Annotated in this window: 18 protein-coding genes; 4 read left to right on the top strand and 14 right to left on the bottom strand. The window is 57.8% G+C overall.

What is annotated here, in order from left to right; genetic code table 11:
- Positions 1–500: 500 nt before the first annotated feature.
- From ABTW55_RS25180 to smfY, 6 genes are all read right to left on the bottom strand, one after another.
- Positions 501–1,265, bottom strand: a complete 765-nt coding sequence (locus ABTW55_RS25180; protein ID WP_051917594.1) for a KilA-N domain-containing protein — start codon at positions 1,263–1,265, stop codon at positions 501–503.
- 79 nt (positions 1,266–1,344) lie between these two features.
- Positions 1,345–2,337 carry a hypothetical protein gene (locus tag ABTW55_RS25175; protein WP_033652992.1) on the bottom strand — a complete coding sequence of 331 codons (993 nt, stop codon included), beginning with the start codon at positions 2,335–2,337 and terminating at the stop codon, positions 1,345–1,347.
- Positions 2,338–2,421: 84 nt separating this feature from the next.
- Complete coding sequence (locus ABTW55_RS25170; RefSeq protein WP_033652993.1) at positions 2,422–2,889, bottom strand: hypothetical protein; 468 nt, start codon at positions 2,887–2,889, stop codon at positions 2,422–2,424.
- Positions 2,890–3,084: 195 nt separating this feature from the next.
- Complete coding sequence (locus ABTW55_RS25165; RefSeq protein WP_033652995.1) at positions 3,085–3,594, bottom strand: hypothetical protein; 510 nt, start codon at positions 3,592–3,594, stop codon at positions 3,085–3,087.
- A gap of 728 nt (positions 3,595–4,322) precedes the next feature.
- On the bottom strand, positions 4,323–5,603 hold the full coding sequence (locus ABTW55_RS25160) for a tyrosine-type recombinase/integrase (RefSeq protein ID WP_051917595.1): 1,281 nt from the start codon (positions 5,601–5,603) through the stop codon (positions 4,323–4,325).
- 568 nt (positions 5,604–6,171) lie between these two features.
- Positions 6,172–7,644 carry a multidrug efflux MFS transporter SmfY gene (gene smfY, locus ABTW55_RS25155; protein ID WP_033634780.1) on the bottom strand — a complete coding sequence of 491 codons (1,473 nt, stop codon included), beginning with the start codon at positions 7,642–7,644 and terminating at the stop codon, positions 6,172–6,174.
- A gap of 127 nt (positions 7,645–7,771) precedes the next feature.
- Between smfY and ABTW55_RS25150 the strand changes: the two genes are divergently transcribed.
- On the top strand, positions 7,772–8,335 hold the full coding sequence (locus ABTW55_RS25150) for a TetR/AcrR family transcriptional regulator (protein WP_049195460.1): 564 nt from the start codon (positions 7,772–7,774) through the stop codon (positions 8,333–8,335).
- Between the two features lie 141 nt (positions 8,336–8,476).
- Here the strand turns inward: ABTW55_RS25150 and ABTW55_RS25145 are convergent, their stop codons facing one another.
- From ABTW55_RS25145 to ABTW55_RS25125, 5 genes are all read right to left on the bottom strand, one after another.
- Complete coding sequence (locus ABTW55_RS25145) at positions 8,477–9,484, bottom strand: substrate-binding domain-containing protein (RefSeq protein ID WP_060421345.1); 1,008 nt, start codon at positions 9,482–9,484, stop codon at positions 8,477–8,479.
- Positions 9,485–9,517: 33 nt separating this feature from the next.
- A complete protein-coding gene (locus ABTW55_RS25140; protein ID WP_373681980.1) occupies positions 9,518–10,495 on the bottom strand; it encodes an ABC transporter permease in 978 nt (325 codons plus the stop codon).
- 76 nt (positions 10,496–10,571) lie between these two features.
- Entirely contained in the window at positions 10,572–12,077 is a 1,506-nt protein-coding gene (locus ABTW55_RS25135; RefSeq protein ID WP_060421339.1) for a sugar ABC transporter ATP-binding protein, read from the bottom strand.
- Positions 12,074–13,591, bottom strand: a complete 1,518-nt coding sequence (gene xylB, locus ABTW55_RS25130) for a xylulokinase (protein ID WP_060421337.1) — start codon at positions 13,589–13,591, stop codon at positions 12,074–12,076. The genes ABTW55_RS25135 and xylB overlap by 4 nt, the downstream gene beginning before the upstream one ends.
- A 4-nt stretch (positions 13,592–13,595) precedes the next feature.
- Positions 13,596–14,630 carry an NAD(P)-dependent alcohol dehydrogenase gene (locus tag ABTW55_RS25125; protein WP_033634775.1) on the bottom strand — a complete coding sequence of 345 codons (1,035 nt, stop codon included), beginning with the start codon at positions 14,628–14,630 and terminating at the stop codon, positions 13,596–13,598.
- Between the two features lie 228 nt (positions 14,631–14,858).
- Between ABTW55_RS25125 and ABTW55_RS25120 the strand changes: the two genes are divergently transcribed.
- The gene (locus tag ABTW55_RS25120) at positions 14,859–15,413 is read left to right on the top strand and encodes a D-lyxose/D-mannose family sugar isomerase (RefSeq protein WP_033653185.1); all 555 of its coding nucleotides are present in this window, start codon (positions 14,859–14,861) and stop codon (positions 15,411–15,413) included.
- A 70-nt stretch (positions 15,414–15,483) separates the two neighbouring features.
- Positions 15,484–16,485 (top strand): LacI family DNA-binding transcriptional regulator, encoded by a 1,002-nt coding sequence (locus tag ABTW55_RS25115; protein ID WP_060421336.1) that lies wholly within the window; start codon positions 15,484–15,486, stop codon positions 16,483–16,485.
- A gap of 17 nt (positions 16,486–16,502) precedes the next feature.
- On the opposite strand, the gene ABTW55_RS25110 is transcribed toward ABTW55_RS25115, so the two are convergent.
- Positions 16,503–17,453 carry a DMT family transporter gene (locus tag ABTW55_RS25110; RefSeq protein WP_050498675.1) on the bottom strand — a complete coding sequence of 317 codons (951 nt, stop codon included), beginning with the start codon at positions 17,451–17,453 and terminating at the stop codon, positions 16,503–16,505.
- Positions 17,454–17,545: 92 nt separating this feature from the next.
- On the opposite strand from ABTW55_RS25110, the gene ABTW55_RS25105 reads away from it, so the two are divergent.
- On the top strand, positions 17,546–18,412 hold the full coding sequence (locus ABTW55_RS25105; protein WP_060425356.1) for a LysR substrate-binding domain-containing protein: 867 nt from the start codon (positions 17,546–17,548) through the stop codon (positions 18,410–18,412).
- A 33-nt stretch (positions 18,413–18,445) separates the two neighbouring features.
- Here the strand turns inward: ABTW55_RS25105 and ABTW55_RS25100 are convergent, their stop codons facing one another.
- Both ABTW55_RS25100 and ABTW55_RS25095 read right to left on the bottom strand, forming a co-directional pair.
- Positions 18,446–19,387, bottom strand: a complete 942-nt coding sequence (locus ABTW55_RS25100; protein ID WP_060421335.1) for an amidohydrolase family protein — start codon at positions 19,385–19,387, stop codon at positions 18,446–18,448.
- Between the two features lie 171 nt (positions 19,388–19,558).
- Positions 19,559–19,855 (bottom strand): YciI family protein, encoded by a 297-nt coding sequence (locus ABTW55_RS25095; protein WP_033634770.1) that lies wholly within the window; start codon positions 19,853–19,855, stop codon positions 19,559–19,561.
- Positions 19,856–19,861 lie beyond the last annotated feature (6 nt).

Raw genomic sequence — 19,861 nt, 5'->3', positions numbered from 1 at the left:
CGTAATGTCTCGTGGGCTCGGAGATGTGTATAAGAGACAGGTGGTGGTCGGTTGACGTGCCCCCCTCTCTATAGTCAGGGTTTAGTCCTTGGCCTCCCAGTCCTGACGTTAACTCCCTGACAGTAAAGCAATAACCAGTCTAATGCTCAGTCTTTGACCATTGAGCACCAGCACCGGGTCTTTACCTCTGGCTCCTGCCACAGTCCCGGCCTCACGGTGGCCGATACGTCCTGCCGTCCCCACAGTGACCTTCCAGACAAGACCGGTAGGTGACTCAGGGTCAAGGGCTAAACGTTCCTCTATGGCGCTCCTGTGGGCTTCAACCAGAGCTATGCGACGTTTGGTTGACTCAGAGACCAGTGGTTTAGGTGGACGCTTAGGCTGTGGGACTTTACCGGACTTGAAGGGCGGAGCTTTGGGTCGGGAGGGGCTGGTGAAGACTTCAAGTAGTTGGAATGGTTGAATTGTAATCATGGTAATCGTCCTCCTTATGGTGGTGGTTATCTCCTGCGGGTGGTTGCCTTCCTCTTGGCTCGTGTCGCTGCGGCCTTGGCCTGCTTATCACGCTCCAGAACCTCAGACCATCGGGCTGCATTCTCCTGCATCCACGCATAGCCCTTGGCTGTCACCTTCCAAGAGTCTCGACCGTAGAGGCTAGTGTCGATGACGAACAGTCCCAGCTTGAAGCCCGCAGCGTGTGGGACAATCACATCGTCGCCTCTGTCGTGACAGAATTTGGTGGTGAACTTACCGCTACGCAATAGCCCTTCTTTCAATAAGTTAGGCGGCAGCCGCAGGGACTTACAGCAGGCAGACCACGGAGCGGCTCCACCATTCCGTAGGCGGTCAAAGAACACATCGGAGGCAGGCTCCAGCTTATCAATGATAGCGGTCTTCTCAGCTAACTGGAGGACGGCTACACGCTCCCGGAGAATCAGGTCGTTGCGCATCAAGACGTAGGCATCGACAACCTTCAGGTAGAACTCAGGAGACACCCACATTGCATAGGCGACCGCACCATGCTCAGTTGCCCAAGTACCATTACCATCGGAGGTCTGCAAATTTGCAGAGCTGACCATCACATCTTTAATTCTATCGCGCCATTGGCTAGGCTCTTTATTGACCGGTAGTCCCAACTCACGGTGAATCTCGTTCAGTGACCACATCCGGTCTTCACCTGCATGGAACTCCTTCCCGTCGATTACGATGGGCAGGGCTGGCAGCTGCGACTCATTGGTCAAGACTTCAGGTTGTTTATTAATCATATTTGATGCTCCTGTGTGAAAAGTAAAAAGCCAGCAGGGTTATCTCCCACCAGCTTTTACGTACAGTTACCGACTGCTGTTACGCCTTCCAGCTAATCCGGGTCACGATTGGGAACTTAGCGTCAACCGTAGCCATGTGCTCCTTGTCTTTAACCTTGGCAGTCGCTTCAGTCATCACGTAGGCACGAGCCAGAATCTCGAAGCTCCAAGCCTGACGTTGAGGAATACGGGTACGCTTCACAGAGAACCACTCACCATCTTTATCCAGAGGGCTGAAGGCAATAGCGGAGAACATCTTAGGCAGGGCAAAGACGCCACGGTCTTCACCACCGTAGTAACGCACATGGGTTCCCAGCAGGTCGTCCACATCTTCCAGTCCTGCACGATGAGCCGCACGGGTCAGGGCGCGATACATGTCAGCATGTACCAGATAACCGTAAGCAGACACCTCGTTGCCCACCGATGGGTCAAGACTCATGGTGATGACGTCGAGTAGGTCTTCAGCCATCTCACGTGGTTTACCGGAAGGCTTATCCTGCTCGGTGGTACGCATAGCGCTAGAGGTCAGCAGGACGTCAACCAGCTTGCTATTGATTGCAGACTGAAGGGCAACATGGATTTGCGTCAGGTGCTGCTCAAGGGCTGCTGAAGTCCATCCAGCCATCATGGCGAAGTCGGTCACGTGGAACTGGTGAGAGACCAGTAGTGCTTTGTCAGCAGGCAGTGAGAAGATTTCAGTACCGGCCAACAGCTCACCCTTTTCAGGTTTAGACCAATCGCCATGCAGGTTCAGCCATGCGCTCCGGTCTTCCAGCAATGAGGCTTGTACTGGGGTCGGCTGGTCTTGCTTGGTCGGTAGCCATTCGGTCGGGAATACTTCATTAGCGGTGGCCTGATTGTCGTCACTGTTCAGGCTGGTGCGCAGGGATTCCTCCAGAGCGACAGCGTAATCGTGGGAGGTATTAGCCCCAGCCAGAGTGTCGCCAGCATCAGCGATAACGACAGAGCTGTTCATGTTCGACAGGTTGGAGACTTGCAGGTCTTGAGGTGCTTCATAGTTGAATGGTTTCATAGTGATATTACTCCTTCTTAAAGTTTGAATAGGATAGGTCGTCGACACCATTGCTAACGACCCTGGGCAAATGAGTGATGAGGGTTAGAACTTCTCGTCCAACATGCTGTAGTTGCTACCGTCAGCCTGAGTGAACTGTGGCCGGTTGCTACGAGTCTGCGCCCGCAGGTCAGCGAAGTGGTTTCGAATAGCAGCCTGCTTACGCTCACGCTCTTCCCGCTTCTCAAAGTCCTTACTGGTAGGCGGCAGGTAGCTTGCGAACCGCGCAGCGTGCGTGTCAGCGTCTTTCTGTCGCATGTCCTTTTCAGCTTTCTGCTCTGCCAGTAACTCGCGCAGACCGGTAGTGAAATGACCGTATCGGGTAAGGTCTAACTCCGGGTGCTGTTCCATCAGGGGCAGCAGAACCTTCGTAGCGCCTTGACGTGGGCGACTCTGGTACGGTGCCAAGGCCATCGGGATTAGGACGTCCTGAAGATAATCCACGGTCACAGGCTGGCCGGACACGTTGGCTTCATTCTTCTTCAGGTCGAGGTGGATAATGTTCAGTTTCATGGTTGTGGTCTCCTTATTGATGGTTAAACTTACGGTCTGCCAACTGCTTAGCGAGACCATTGATTACTTCTTGGGGTGTGCCCGGTAGTCGGGACTCTGGGTCGAGGCCAAGCATGGACTTGAGGGTCTCCACCTTGTAGCCACGTAGCATTAGTTCGTAGCGGTCACGTGATGACTTAGGGTTCAGGCTGTGGGTCATGACTGGATGCTCCGGCGCTTCAGCTGAGAGAAGTCACAGCGGCCTACACGTCTCTCCTCGTAGACCTCTTCTGAGACCAGCTTGCCTCTGCTGTAATGCTTCACAGCGTGTCGGGAGATGAAGTCCTGAGCGTTGGTATCAATGCTGTCGTCAGCAGCCACAGCGGCCTGTACAGAAGCGCTGGAGGTCATTGCCACAAATGCCTTAGTGACTTCCAGTCCGTACTCAAAGTCTAACCAGCGTCCGAACTCAATGGCGGCTTCAGGTGTTGCTAACCAGCTGGTGCCGAGGCGACCCATATCTATTTTCTTTATGAACCCGTTTTTCGGGTTGATAAGATGCCTGCCTACATTGGTACGCATGAAGCGGGTAACTTCAGTCGAGCGACCATCAGCCACCTTGCCAATCTGAATGCCAATGCGTCGAATCTCATCGAGTCGGAACAGGCCGTCTTGGGACTGGATGTCTTGACCGAAGATGTGAATGGTGTATTCGTTACTGCTCATAATCGTTGTACTCCTTTTAAATATGCTCTCGTCCGTGTCCCCTCTGCGCGCAGCTACGTAAGCCCCCAACGATAGGGAACTGCGTCAGCACTTCAGAGAGCACATTCAGAAAGACTTACGGTTGGTGTGATTGGTCTGGGGGGAGACCGTGGTGATAAACCGGATTTTCTGGTTATTCATTTATGAGGGTGATTTTCGCCCGCATTAAATATCGACCAATCCTAACCTTCAGACCCACGAGTCAATGCGTACAGTCAAGAAGCCATCGCTGGCTAGCTGTCGTATCAATCAAGAAGTGAGCAACGAGATAAGGATGAGGTGTCGTTGGCAAAGCTAACTGTAAATTGTCGATGGATAGGTGAGTGGAGAGGCCGCGGCCATTCCCTCCGGTCTGTCACTACCGGGATATGCTTTAAGTCTCAACCTGATAGGGGTTGACTTAGTGGGTCGGGAATGTTGGTGACAGTTAGGTCACGGCATCTCATCCACATCAATCAAGCTCACTCCCAGTGAAGGAGACCAACCCGTTAATGAAAACCGGAAGTAAGCTTGTTGATGAAGACGATTAGGATTGAACTGGTCGTTCTACCTATAGTCGGGGTTTAGTACCTGAGGGTCATTCTCTCTATAGTCAGGGTTTACTTAACCACATGTTATATCTAACAAAAAGGCCACCCTCTCAGGTGACCTCATTCTCTTTCCTTATTACCGTAGACAGTCAGCTTTGCTCACAACACCGCCTTCTTTATCGCATCCTGCATCTTGACCAGCTCCGCCACTGCACCCTTGCCGTAATGGTCGTAGGTAATGGAGTTGCTGCTGTGCCCCAATATCGCCTGAGCTGTCGTCAGAGCCACGTCAGCAGCCTTCAGTCTCCCGGCCATAGAATGCCGTAGGCTGTGGAACGTCAATCCCTCACCGTCTGCCTTGGTTTTATCCTGAAGGTTTCGGAAATGCTGGCTTGCAACCCCACGACTGATAGAGAAGACCTTGCCTCCATCAAGCGGCAGACCCTCAAGGAATCCTTTGAGGTCAAATCCCAGAGCACCGTCTACGAGTGGGACTACACGCTTACTGTATTTATTCTTCAGGCTCTTGCCTTCACCGCTATCATTAATGTCGATGAAAGTTATTCCCCCGAACGTCTTAACGTCCGATACATCCAATTGCATCAGCTCCCCAAGTCTTGCCCCGGTAATAGCAGCAAGGGTCACCAAAGCCGCTATAGGCGTTCCCTTCGAGCCTTTCAATAGGTTGACCACCTGCTCATTGCTGAAGGCTTTGCGCTTGGAGTCAATATCCTTCGTATACTTCAGTTTCGCACTGTAATCATTGTTTATATGACCGTTCAATTTAGCCCAGCTGAGTAAAGTAATAAGTTTCGCCAGCAAGGCATTCACAGTGGAATTACTTCGAGTCTGAGCCAAATACTCTCTAATAGCCACGAGGTCAGCACGAGCATGATTAGCCATATCAACACAGCCTACAGCCGCCGAAGCCTCATATAGTGTCTTATGAGCAGACTGCACGACTCGCAGGGTAGAGGCCGACAGGTTGACTGCGTGTTCCGACAGGTAGATAGACGATAAGGTCTTGATGCTTAGGGCTTCAGTAGCATTTGAGAGGCCGGAAGGATTGTTGATTAAGGATTCATTGTGAGCGTCTTTCGGTTGTTCCATTCGGTTAAGCAGCCCACGAGCCTCACCACGAGCTTTAGACTTTACGTCTTCCATCAGGCTCAGTGCATCCACGAGGTGCCGGTGCTGGTCGATAGATAACTGCTGAGTTGCTGCAATTTCCTTAAGACTGGAGACCGTATCCTCCACCAGATTAACCATAGTTCCATCAGCATCAGGTTCGACCATATTCCAATACCCACGAGCATCACTGTCGGTTAGGAACTGTTCGGCCATGACCCGAAGATGCTCCTTTAGCTCCTCTCTGGTGGCGTCTGGCTTATCCAACATGAACGCCTTGAGGGTAGAGGACAGGTGGTCGTAACGCTGCATGGCTTCGCCTTTTAGTTTGGTCTTGAGAGATAACGCGAGCAGAGACTTGGTGCTGCCTACGATGCGGAGACGGTAAGTATAATACCCTGAGTCACTGCGCTTAACGAGCTGCGGCCTAGCAAGCGCTAGTAGGGCTACCTGTGATAGCTGCGACCTAGCAAGCTTTCGGTCTGAGACTGTAGGTTTGACTTCGTTGGGAGTTGACTCTGTGACCTCAGGGAGAAGTAACGAGTGACTAACAGGTTTGTGTCTACCTTGTGTCGGTAGACTTACAGATAGGGGCTGATGGACAGGTAATAACGTAGCGTTACTATGTGGCTGAGGCCGCATGGAGACTGACTCCTAGTCTTTAACTGTGAGTCCCTTCTCTTAATCTTCTCCTGATTATCTGTTCCGATAGTAGACAGAATCAATTTCCATAGGGGATACAGTAACCGGATTTATCGCAGGGTTAAACACGATAACAGGCATTATTGCCATCGTTCAAACCGATGACGACAAATCCGTCGAGCAAATTGCCGAATCAGTTTACGCAGGTTCCGCCGGCGAAAAAAGCCGCTTTTATCGGTTACTTGCGCAGCGCCAGTTTTACCGCCCCGGCGCCCAGCGCCATTAACAGCGCGGCGGCGATCAGTACCGTAATAAACGCGCGATCAAAGGCCAGACGCGCCAGCTGCGTCAGCTGCTGCGCGCGATCGGCCGCCATCCCGGCCGCCAGGCGCAGGGCTTCGTCGATGCTGTCGTATGCCAGCGGGTTGACCGGCAGCTCCGCCGGCAGCGCCAGGCTATGGCTGTAAACCGCCGTCATCAACCCGCCGAGCAGCGTCACGCCCAGCACGCCGCCCAGCTCGTAGGAGACGTCCTCGATCGACGCCGCCATGCCGGATTTTTCCTCCGGCGCGTTCAGCATGATGGCGGTGGAAGCGGCGGTGATCACGCCGCCGAGGCCAAAGCCCACCAGCGCCAGGCTGACCAATTGCAATGCCATGCCGCTCTGGTATAACGCGGCAAGACCGGCGATGCCGAGAGTGGTCAGGACAAAACCGCCGAGGATGATGCTGCGTTCGCCGTAGCGCGGCAACAGCAGGCCGGCTACGGGCCCCGCCAGCGCCGAGGCCAGCGGGATCGGCAAAATAAACAGCGCCGCCTGCAGCGGGCTGAGGCCGAGCACCAGCTGCAATCGCTGGCTGAGCACCAGTTCGATGCCGATCAGCGCCACCATCGAAAGCAGCGCCACGCCGATGCCGCCGGCGAACAGCCGGTTGCGGAACAGGGAGAAATCGATCATCGGGTGGGCGCTGCGCTGCTGACGACGCACGAACAGGGCCAGGAACAACACGCCGATCAGGGCTGCCACAAGCAAGGCACTCACATCAGGCGTCGGCTTGCTCAGCTCCTTCAGCGCATAGATAGCGCCGACCAGGCCAATCATGATCTGCACCGAGCCGACGATGTCCGAAGGGCGCGGGTTATCGCCACCGCAGCGCGGGATCAGTTTCCACGCCAGCGGCCAGACCAGCAGCACGACCGGCACATTGATCAGGAACACCGAACCCCACCAGAAATACTCCAGCAGCAGGCCGCCGACCACCGGGCCGATGGCCGCGCCGCCGGAGGCCACCGAGGCCCAGATGCCGATCGCCAGCGCGCGTTCGCGTTCGTCGGTAAAGACGTGGCGCACGATGGACAGCGTGGCGGGCATCATCATCGCCGCGCCAACGGCGAGGAACACCCGGGCGGCGATCAGCCACTCGGCGGTGGGCGAGAACGCGGCGCACAGCGACGCGACGGCAAACACCGGCAGTCCGGCGAGAAACAGCCGTTTATGGCCGATGCGATCGCTCAGCATGCCGGCGCCGGGCAACAGGCCGGCCACCACCAGCGGGTAGGCGTTGACGATCCAGAGTTTTTGCGAAGCGCTGGCGTCCAGCGCCTGGGTTAAGCGCGGCAGGGCGGTATATAACACCGTCATATCGATGACGATCAGGAACAGGGCGCTGGCGACCATCGTCAGGATCAACCAGCGGTTCTTGGCGTACATAAGTCATAATCCAGTTAAAGTGGGCCGCGCAGAGGCGCCGCCATTCGGGTAACCCACCGGCGATGCCGGGTGGTATACTGGTGATAATATATATCCATACGTTCGTATTGAAAAGAAGGGTTTCTTAATGGGACGTCAACGCAGCATCGATCGCGACAAGGTTTTGGACATCGCCGAAGAAATCGTCGCCACCCAGGGCGCCGCCGGCTTGACCATCGACGCCGTCGCCAAAGCGATGGGGATCTCCAAGGGCGGGGTGCAGTATTGCTTTGGCAGCAAAGACGCCCTGATTGATGCCATGTTCGATCGCTGGGGCAGTGCCTATGAAACGCTGTTCACGGCTATCGCCGGCGACGATCCTTCACCGCAGACCGCTGTGCGGGCGCATATGCTGGCCACCCACAGTTCGGATCAGACCGCCAGCGCCAAGGCCGCCGGGCTGATGGCGACGCTGATTCAAACGCCGGAGCATCTGGCGAGCACGCGCGAATGGTATCGCAGCCGCATCGCCGGGCTCGATTTGACCACCGAAGAGGGCAAGCGCGCGCGCCTGGCGTTTCTCGCCACCGAAGGCGCCTTTATGCTGCGTTACTTTGGTTTGATGGATATCGACCAGGCGGAATGGGAAACGATGTTCGCCGATATGCAGGCGTTGATTTTAACTGAGGATGCCTATCGCACTGATAGCTAGTAAAGCCCGCAGTGAAGGGCGTATGGTTATCGAACAAGATATTCCCTCGAAGAACTTTTAAGCCAGCCACTCCGTGCTGGCTTTTTTTTGTTTGCAGGCAAGCGCCCAAGCGGTGCCCCCTGGAGGCAGGGGGCGGGGGGATTATTTACGGGCGTCCAACAGCGATTGGGCGTTCTCTGCGGTGACGACGGTCCACGGAATGTAATAATGCTTCTGCGTGCCGCCTTCCCATTTCAGATCCTTGGCGTACTGTTTCCAGATATCCGACTGCGGCTGATAGCTTTCACCTTTCACGGCGCGCAGCGCGACGTCGATGGAACCCTGCATCTGGCCTTTGGCATCTTGCAGGATAGAGACCATTTCACCGGCCTGCACCGCATGAATCGCGTCGGAAACGCCGTCAACGCCGGCAATCGCGAAGTCCTTCACATTCAGGCCGGCGCCTTTAATCGCCTCGATAGCGCCCAGCGCCATCTCGTCGTTTTGGCCAATCACGCCGTTGATTTTGCCCCGATGTTTCTGCAGCCAGTTTTCCATCAGCGGCTGCGCTTCCGCGCGTGACCAGTTGGCCGTTTTGCGTTCAAGCACGGTGACCTGGCCGGCACCGCACTCGGCTATCGCTTTATCATTGCCCTTGCCGCGCTGGATCTCGCCGCTGCCGCCTTTCGGGCCTTCGATAATCACCACGTTCACCTTATGGTTCTTGCAGTCGAGTTTGTCCAGTACGGCTTTGGCTTCCAGATATCCCCCCAACTCGTCATTAGACACCACTTCAGACGTCATCGCGTCTGTGTTCAGGCGCGCATTGGTGACCACCACCGGGATTTTGGCCTCGTTGGCATTGGTGACGATATCGATATTGGCTTCAAAATCCATAGGGTTGACGATAATGGCATCGGCGCGCGTCTGGATAGCGGTGGCGGCCTGATCGTTTTGCACCGATGCATCATAACGCCCATCGTAGAAGGTCAGCACGGCTTCGCCGCTTTTCACCGCCGGGTGTTCCTTCCCGAACCTTTCCATCAATTGCACGAACTCGGCTTTGTTGCCGTACATCAATACCGCGATTTTAACCGGGGCGGCCTGGGCTGCCGACATGCTGCCCAGCATCAGGGCAGAGGCAAACAACGCTATCTTGGTCTTATTCATGGTTTTCTCCTGGTAGAGTTGGGTCTGATGTTATTAATCGCGCTGTTGCTTACGCGAGGGGTCGAGCAATACGGCAAGGACGATCAATGCGCCTTTGATAATTTGTTGGTAATACGACTGCACGCCGAGCAGATCGAGGCCGTTATTCATCACCCCGATAATCAGCACGCCGAAGAAGGTGCCGACCAGCGTACCGACGCCGCCGGCCATGCTGGTGCCGCCGATCACCACCGCCGCGATGGCGTCCAGCTCATACCCTGCGCCGGCATTGGTCTGCGCCGAACCGGTGCGCGCCGTGAGGATCAGGCCGGCGATGCCGGCCAGCGCGCCGCACAGCGTATACACCAGTATTTTGATGCGGGTGACGTTGATCCCCGAGGTGCGCGCGCTCTTCGGGTTGCCGCCGACGGCGTAGATGTAACGCCCGAAGAGGGTTTTATTCAGCACGAGCCAGGCGAGGGCGAACAGCACGATGAAGATGATGACGGGCACCGGAACGCCGCCGATATAGCCATTGCCTAACCAGCGGAAATCGCTGTTCAATTGCGATACCGGATTGCCGTTGGTGGTCAGCATGGTTAAACCGCGCGCCGCGGAGAGCATGCCCATGGTGACGATAAACGGCTGCAGCCGATAACGGGCTAACACGGTGCCGTTCATCAGGCCGCAGACGATGCCGATGCCCAGCGCCACAATCAGCGGCGCCATGACGGCGGTCGCGGTGTCGCCGATAGCCAATCCGCTGTTGTTGGTGGCGAAGCGGGCGGCGACGATCCCGCTTAACGCCAGCACCGAGCCCACGGAGAGATCGACGCCTGCCGTAATGATGACGAAGGTCATGCCGATCGCCAGAATGCCGTTGATCGAGACCTGGCGCAGGACGATCAGGGTGTTTTCATTGCTGAGAAAATAGTTGCTGCTCCAGGCCCCCTGAGCGACCTGATATTCGCCAATCAGCGCCACGATCAGGCACAGGGCGAAAAAGGCGATGATAATGCCGTATTTGTGCATACGGCGCTTATTGCGGGTGAAAAATGAAATTCCTGGTGATAAGGAGTGGGCGCTGCTCATTTTTTTTCTCTCTCTGTTAAATCGCAAGTTTCATCAGTGCTGCCTGGGTCGCATCGGCTGCCGAAAGCTCGCCGGCCAACTGCCCGTCACGAAACACCAATATGCGATCGCTCATGCCGATAATTTCCGAAAGCTCGGAGGAAACCATAATGATCCCTTTGTTTTGCAAGGCGAACTCCGACATAAATCGATAGATCTCTTTCTTGGCCCCGACGTCGATACCGCGCGTCGGCTCGTCGAGCAGCAAAACCTCCGGATCCAGCAGCGCCCAACGGCCCAGCACGACTTTTTGCTGGTTGCCGCCGCTCAGGTTGCCCACCGGCTGTTCGCCGTCGTGGGTTTTAACGTTGAAGCGCTGGATCATGTCGCGGGTTCGCGCCTGCTCCCGTTTCTCGCTGACAAACCCCATCCGGCTGATGGCGGCAAAAGAGGCGATATTGATGTTTTCACTGACGGAACGGCACAGCACCAGGCCGGTTTCCTTGCGATCTTCCGTCACGTAGGCAATACCGCTGTCGATGGCCTCGCGCGGAGAGTGGCGGTTCAGCGTCTTGTCGCCCAGGCGAATCGTGCCGCTGTCGGCATGCTGAATGCCGAAGATAAGATCGAGAAATTCACTGCGGCCCGATCCCACCAGCCCATAGATGCCCAGGATCTCACCGTGCTTCAGCTGCAGGCTGATATCTTTTATCTTGCTGCGCCAACACAGGTTATTGACCGCCAGCAAGACCTGTTCGCCGGGCTGGTTGAATTTGGCGAACTCGCTGTCGTACTCGCCGCCAATAATGTGTTCGATCAGCTGTTCACGGGTAATGTCGGCGATATAGCCTTCATGGATATAGGCGCCGTCGCGGAAAATGGTGTAGCTGTCCGCGATTTGGAATATCTCTGACAAACGGTGAGAGACGTAAATAATGCCTTTACCTTTTGCCGCCAGTTGCTGAAGCGTCTGAAAGATTTTCTGCGCATCCTCTTCGCCAATCGCCGAGGTGGGTTCATCCATGATGATGATGTCGGCATTGGCATGCGACAGCGCCTTGGCGATCTCGACCAGCTGCTGTTCGGCGACGCTCAGGTTGCGCATTTTTTCTCGGGCGTCGATCTTGAAATCGAGTTCTTTGAGCAGGCTGGTCGTGCGCTGGTTGAGCGTTGCGAAATCGACGAACCCCAGGCGTCTCGGCTCGCGGCCCAGCCAAATGTTTTCGGCCACCGTCAGATCCGGGATCGCGCTCAGCTCCTGCTGCACGATGGCGATGCCGGCATTGAGGGCTTCCCGAGGATGATGAAATTCGCAGCGTTGGCCATTGATAAAAATGTCGCCGCCGTCGGGTTGAATAAAGCCCATCAGAATGCTGAGAAAGGTGGATTTACCCGCGCCGTTGCCGCCGCACAGGGCATGGATGGATCCGCGCCGCAGGCAAAACTCCGCATTCTTGAGCGCCACGACCGGGCCGAAGGCTTTCGTGACGCCGCTGACCTCCAGCAGGTAGGCGGGCGCTGGCGTATGGGGATCTCGCGTCACAGTTGCACCTCCGGATAGTTCTGCTGCAAGCGTTGCAGGTAGCGTTGATAAAGCGTCTCGTATTGCGCCTGCCTGCCGGCGTTTGGCGGCGTGCGCGTGGCCTCATCCAGCGCAACGAAGCGTTGGCACAGTTCGGCCAGCAATGCGGTGGCGTTCCGGCGCGGATCGTCGGCCAACATCGTCGCCCACATCGCCTGAATGGCGCCGCCCAGCGCCGCGGTCTCTTTGGCTTTCAGACAGACCACCGGGCATCCCATTACGTCCGCGACGATTTGTCGCCAGGCGGCGCTGCGGGCGCCGCCGCCGGTGAGGCGGATTTCGCGCGCTTCGATGCCCTGACGGCGAAACAGCTCGATGCCATAGCGCAACCCATACGTGGCGCTTTCGACCACCGCCAGGCAGAGATTGGCGCGGGTAAAGTTGTCGCTATCGAGGTTATGCAGGCTGGCGCGCGCGTGGGGCAATGGCGGAACGCGTTCGCCATTGAAGAACGGCAACATCTCGACACCGCCTGCGCCGGGCGAAGCCTGCGCCAGCAAAGCGTTAAAGCCGGTAAGATCTTGGTTCAGCAGCGTTTGTACCGCGGTGGTGGCCGAGGTGACATTCATGGTGCAAATCAATGGCAGCCACCCGTTGGTGCTGGAGCAGAAGCCGGCAATCATGTCCGATTCCGCCGTGACGGGGGCGGCGGACCAGGCGAACAGCGTGCCGGAGGTGCCCAGGCTCAGGGTGAGGGTGCCGGCCTCGATGTTGCCGGAACCGATGGCCGCCATCATGTTGTCGCCGCCGCCGGTCGAGACCCGCACTGCCGGGCCGAGGCCGAGTTTTTCCGCCGCGGCGGGGCGCACCGTGCCGATGCAGCACTCCGCGCTTTTGAGCGGCGGCAGGGCTTGCCACAGGCGGCCGCTGTCGTCGATGAGATCGACGGCGGTTTTGCTCCAGCGACGGGTGCGCACATCGAACAACCCGGTGCCGGAAGCGTCGCCATATTCCGCTACGCGCTCCCCGGTCAGCCAGAAGTTCAAGTAGTCATGGGGCAACAACACGGTATGCAGTTGTGCCCACAACGCCGGATGGTGCGTCTTGAACCAAAGGATTTTTGACGCGGTATAGCCGGTGGCGATCCGCAGGCCAAGCGTTTCCAGCGAGCCGTTGGCTCCGCCGAGCTGTTGCAGGAGCCGTTCGTTTTCTTCTGCGGTTTCGGTATCGCACCACAGCTTGACGCTGTGCAGCACGTTGCCGTCTGCGTCCAGCGGCACAAACCCATGTTGTTGGCCCGAGACCCCCAGAGCGTGAATCTCCCGTGCATCAACGCCGGCGTGAGTCACGGCTTGGCGAAAAGCGATGACTAGCGCCTCAATCCACCAGTCGGCCTCCTGTTCGCGCCGGCCATTGGCTTGGCTGATGAGACGGTGAGGGGCGTTACCCTCACCGAGGATCACGCCCTGTGTGCTGTCGACAATCACGACTTTCGTGCCTTGCGTACCGCAGTCTATGCCAGCATAGAGCGCCATAGGATCACTCCATCTCCAGCATGATTTTGATGTCTGAGGCATGTCCCGCCGCCGCGCGCTCGAAGGCCGCCACGCTGTCGGAGAACTTGTAGGTTTGGCTTATCAACGGCTGGACGCGCAGCTTGCCGCTGCTCAACAGCCGCAGCGTGCGCGGGTACATGTTGGCGTAGCGGAAAATGGTCTTGAAGGTAATTTCCTTGGCCTGCGCGGCGACGATATCCAGCGGCGCGGCATCGATCGGCATGCCGACCAGCACGGCGGTCGCCCCGGGCGCCGCATGTTCGGCCAGCGTAGCGATAGCCGGTTTCGCGCCGCTGCATTCAAACACGACATCGGCGCCATTGCCGCTGGTGAGGGCGGCCACTTTCCCCGCCAGGTCGCCGGTTTTGATATTGACGGCGTGCAGCCCCTCGTAACTGGCCGCCACGGCGAGTTTTTCGTCGAACAGATCGCAAATAATGACGTCCGAGCAGCCGCCCGCCAGCGCCGCGAGGGCGGTGACCACGCCGATCGGCCCGGCGCCGATCACCAGCGCGATATCGCCGGGTTTGATCCCGGCTTTGGTGGCCGCTTGCATGCCGATGGCTAAGGGTTCCACCATGGCGCCCTCAGCGAAACTGACGTTGTCCGGCAATTTGAACGTGAAGGCGGCAGGGTGGATGACGGTTTCGCGCAGGCAGCCGTGCACCGGCGGCGTCGCCCAGAAGCGAACGGCCGGGTCAAGGTTGTAAATACCGGCGCGCGTCTGCGCCGAGTTGAGATCGGGAATGCCGGGCTCCATGCAAACGCGATCGCCGATGCTGAGGTGAGTGACGTTTTTACCTGTCGCGAGCACCACGCCGGAGGCTTCATGGCCGAGCACCATCGGGGCGTTAACCACGAACGGGCCAATGCGGCCATGTTGGTAATAGTGCACATCACTGCCGCAGATGCCCACGGAATGAATTTTTATCTGCACATCATCAGGGCCCAGCGTTTCGGCAAGCTGGACGTCCTCGATAGCGATTTCCCCCGCTTTGGCCAACACTAATGCTTTCATATTGCCTCCTGGTGAATCATTTTTATGGTAACGGTATCATTTCAATGCGGCGATATTGGGCCAAAGCGAGGGGGTAAACTGTGATCGATGTTGGAATTACTCGACGAGAGTTAATTTTTCTGGTGGGTTGTTATTCAATATGGGGATAACGATCACAAAATCGGCGATGCAATGACGGTTTTAATATCAGCGTGTTGATATCGATACCGTTACTTTGCAGGGGAAATGATGAACAAACGACAAACCGCCATGGCCGCTACGCTGGAATATTTGCGCAAGGCGGACATTATTCTGACCGAAGAAGAACAGCAACGTATTGAAATTGCTACATTTGGTCTGGCCGATTATCCCGCCTCAGGGCTGCAACTGCTGACCTATGTCAACTCGCCTCGCTATTGTGCGAAAGAGTTGGTGCTGTTTCCAGAGCAGACTTGCCCGGAACATTTGCATCCTCCTTTCGCCGGCACGCCGGGCAAGCAAGAGACGTTTCGCTGCCGTTGGGGCGAGGTGTTTCTGTTTGTCGATGATGAAAACCTGACGCTTAATGACGCCGGCGGCGAACCGGTATGCCGGGTACCAGAGGGCGCGGAGCCTTGGTATACCTGCAATCGCTATATCCTCTTGCGGCCGGGCGAGCAATACACCATCGCGCCCAATACCCGGCACTGGTTTCAGGCTGGAAAGCGGGGGGCGGTGGTGTCCGAGTTCTCTTCCGAGAGCCGTGACGAGCTGGATATCTTTACCGATCCCCGGATTAACCGCCTGGCGGGCGTAAATCATTAGCGCCACGATGAAAGTTCTGTCATGATGTTGTTAATGGTACAAAATGATACTCAAAGCTAAGGAGCTGCATTTGGCAGTGGGTCGAGGACGGAAAGCGACGCTGGCTAGCGTCGCCGCACAGGCAAACGTCAGTAAAATCACCGCGTCGCGGGCATTTTCACAGCCGGACAAAGTTCATCCGGAAACGCTGCGCCGCATTCGGGAGACCGCAGCCGAACTCGGTTATGTGGTCAATGCCGCAGCGCGTAACCTGCGGGCGAAAAGCAGCAGAACCATCGGTATCGTCAACCCTGATATGGCCAACCCGTTCTTTGGCGGTCTGACGCGGCTGATGACGCTTGAAGCGCAAAAAATGGGGTATGACACCCTGGTGTTCGACTCCTATGAGTCTCAGGAAAGCGAAGACAGAATCATCGACAAGCTGATTGGCTACAACGTCGATGCGATCATTCTCTCGGTCATTTCCAACGATCATCTGTACCAGCCCTCCTATCTAAAACGGTTGGAAACCTTGAATATTCCGGTGGTGCTGATCGACCGGGAGCTGGACAATCGCCACTGCAGCGGGGTGTATATCGATAACCTGGACTGCGGCCTCCAGGCGGGGCGCTGGCTGCTGGAACAGAAGGCGCAGCGGGTGGTGGTGGTCTCCGGGCCGGAAAACTCCAACGTGGCGCGTGACAGGGTCACTGGCTTACAAGCGGCATTACAAGGCAAGGTGGCGTCGCTTGAAGTGCTATATGCCGATTTCTTTATGGATGTCGCCTGGCAAGAGACGAGCCGTTGGTTGGCCAATAACCGCGCACCGGACTTTTTCGTCGGCTGCAATAACCAGATCTCCCTGGGTATTATCAAGGCCTGCATTGAACACCGGCTGCCGTTGATGCAGAACGTGTCGCTGTTCAGCATCGATGAGGTTTCACATGCTGAGATCTACGGTTTTCATTTCCCCTGCGTGTCGCATGATTTGCAAGAGATCGCCTGGCAAGCGTTGAATCTGGCGATCCGGCGCATTGCCGACCCCGATATCAAGCCGGGCAAGGTGGTGGTGCGGGGAAAACTCATCGCGTAGCGGCGGCGCCGTTCGCTTTACCCGTCATTTTTCAGCGCGTTGTGCCGTTTACGGCTCATCCCCGCGGCGGGACGGATTAGCAACCACAAACCGCTTCCTGCGGCCGCCGCGCCCAGCAGCATCGGCCAGGAAAGGGGCTCATCGAACATTAACCATGCCCAGCAGAAAGTGACGAAGGGACTGAGAAACAGCAGGCTCGTCACGCGCAGCGCAGAGGTGAGCCTTAGACAAAACCAGTACAGCCCGTAGCCGCCCAGCGTCGCCAGCAGCGCGGTCCAAAGCACGCCGATCACAAAACCCGTCGTCATGGTTGGCAGCAACGGGCCTTCAGCGCCGGCCATCGCGGCGAAAGCCAGTGCTGAAACCGCGCTTTGTATCCCCAGCGCGGCCGGCAAACTCATTGCCTGCGTCTGCGGCAGCCTTTGCTGCCACAGCGTCGCCAGCGCCAGCGACAGCATCCCCGCCAGCGGCAACAAGTAGCTCCACATTGGGGCGTTTCCCCATGAGATGGCGCTGCCGGTCGCTAGCGTTACCCCGCTAACCCCCAATGTTAACCCGAACCAGACGCGGCCATCGGGCAGGCGACGTTGCACCAGCATGCTCAGCAGCGCCGTGCCGAGAGGGAGCAAATCGGCGATGAGCGCGGCCAGCCCGGCCGGCACGCCATATTCAATGCCTTTGCTGACGCCGGTCAGGTAACCGGTCATGGCGAGCAACCCGATCCCGGCGTGAACAGCTACCGTCAGCGGAGATGCGCGCCTTATGGCGCTCAGGCTAAACGGCAGCAGCGCGAACGCGACCACCACGCAGCGCCAGAACGCCACCAGCAACACCGGCGCGTAATCGGCGGCGAAGCGGATGCCGACGAAACCGGAGCTCCAGGCCACGATCAGCAGAACCTCGGCCGCAGCCAGCCAGAGGGCGGCTTTGCCGCAGTGGGAAGAGGGGCGGAATTGTGGCAGGGACATGGTGGTCACCTCCTTTTCCGCCCGATGGTAGTGAGTGGCTATAATTTAATAAATCGAATAATTTTTGTTTAGTCGTTTAACGGAGTTAAATCATGCGGCCGACATTGGATATCGATCTCTTGCGCACTTTTCACGCCATTGCGCGTTTGGGGCAATTTCGCGCGGCGGCGGCATTTGTCAATCGCAGCCCCGCCGCCGTGAGCGTACATATCCAGCGCCTGGAACAGCTGGCGGGCGGGCGCCTGCTGGAGCGTGACAATCAGTCCGTGGCGCTGACGCCGCTGGGAAACAGGCTGCTGGCCTCGACGCTCGGGCTGCTGAACGCCCATGACGATATTTTGCGGGAGCTGCAGGGCGCGCCGCTGAGCGGCCATATCAAATTGGGATTGCCCGATGAGTACGCTTCTCATGTGATACGCCATATTTTGTCGCGGTTTGCCGACAGTTTTCCCGCAGTGGAGCTGGAGGTCTCTACCGCCGCCAGCCAGGCGCTGGCGGAACAAATTGGCCGTAATCGGCTGCATCTTGCGCTGGTGGTTCAACCCTCGGGGAGACAGTGCCAGACACCGCTTGCGGTGACTGCGCCGGTGTGGGCCGGAGGCCGTTCGCTGGCGCTGCAGGCTAACCGGCCGTTGCAGCTGGCGTTGCATGCCGCCGATTGCCCTTATCGCGAAGCGATGCTCGAGGCGTTGACGGCCGCGGGGCGGCCATGGCGGGTCATTTTAAGCAGTCCCTCGGCCAGCGTGGTGGCCACGTGCGTAGAGGCGGGGTTAGCCGTCACGTTGCTCGATCGGGCGCGGCTCTCTGGCGCGATGCGGATACTCGAAGAGTTGCCACCGGTCGCGCCGTATGAGGTGCAGCTGCTGCGCTCTTTGGCCGCCGACGGCGAGCCTGCGACGACGATGCTGGAGAAAGTCATCGGCGAGTATTTTCAGGCCGGTGAACGCATCGCGCAGTAAGCGCGGCCAAACCTGGGAGGGCCGCCTCACATCCTATAGCCCAAACACCGCCGCCGCATTGCGATCTAAAATGGCGTTCACGTCTGCCTTTGACAAACCCGCACGGCGGATGTAGTCCACCGTGGTTTGAAACAGGTCGCCCGGCTGGAACGGGAAATCGGTGCCGAACAGCAGCCGCTCTGCGCCGAAGGTCGCCGCCGCCGCTTGCAACGCGGGCACCTGATCGTGGCCTACCGTGTCGTACCACATGCGCAGAGCGGCGCGGCTCGGCGGTTCCGGCGTATGCGGCGCTTCCCACGCGACGGTTTGGTCGAGACGCTCCAGCGTCATCGGCAGCAGGCCGCCCAGGTGCGGCACAATGATTTTCATCTCCGGAAAGCGTTGGGGGATGCCGTGGAGAATAAAGTGCATGGCGGCGACCGTATCTTCGATCGGCGCGCCAATCGACCAGGTCAAAGCGTAATCGGCGATCAGCGGCGAATGCGCGCCGCGGCCGGCGGGATGAATGGCCAGCACGCTGTGGCGGCGATTGAGTTCCTGATAGAGCGGCTCGAACAGCGGGTTGGCAATAGACAGCCCGAGCACCGAGGTGGTGATGCAGGCGCCCAGCATATTGAGCTGGGTAAAGGCCCTTTCAAGCTCGAGCAACGCCGCGTCGATATGCGGCAGCGGCAAAGAAGCGATAGCCCGAAAGCGGGTGGGATAACGCGCTACCAGTTCCGCATATTCATCATTGATCCGGCGCGCGGCATCAACAGCCGCCTGTTCGTCTTCCAGATGCGGCGACAGCGGCGTCGCCGACAGGATTTGCATGTCGATGCCGGCGCTGTCCAGCAGGGCGAAGCGGGCGTCGAGTTCGCGCTCGGTGCGGCCGGCGCCCAGTTGCCGATAGGCGGCGACGTCGTGCACGCCATGCGCTTGCAAAAGATCCAGATACTCTGTGCTCCACAGGTGAGCGTGTACGTCGAGTCGCATCGGTCTATCTCCCGGCTTCGCGGCGATGCCGCGGGTTCAGGAGAGTATAGGCGGGCGACGCGACGCCTCCTGAAGGGAGAGCATTTTTTCTACCGACGGGTTAGGGTGAAAGCACGCATTGATCCGGGAACGGCGCGCGAACGGGCGTTCCCGGTATTGCGGGGCTGGAGATCAGAACACCTGCTTGAACGGTTTCACCGTCACGTCGGCATAGACACCGGCGGCGATATAGGGATCCTGTTGCGCCCAGGCCTGGGCTTGCGCCAGCGACTCGAATTCGGCGATCACCGTCGAACCGGTAAAGCCGGCGGCGCCGGGATCGTTGCTGTCGATGGCCGGGTTAGGGCCGGCGACCACCAGGCGACCGGCGTCGCGCAGCGCCTGCAGGCGCGCCAGGTGTGCCGGACGCACCGCCAGACGATTTTCCAGCGAGTTGGGGACGTCTTGCGCGTAGATCAGATAAAGCATGTTTCA

Source organism: Serratia sp. SM04 (assembly GCF_040280225.1).
GTDB lineage: Bacteria > Pseudomonadota > Gammaproteobacteria > Enterobacterales > Enterobacteriaceae > Serratia > Serratia sarumanii.
Note: the sequence above shows the minus strand (reverse complement) of the source record. Positions and strands in the feature narration are given on the sequence as shown.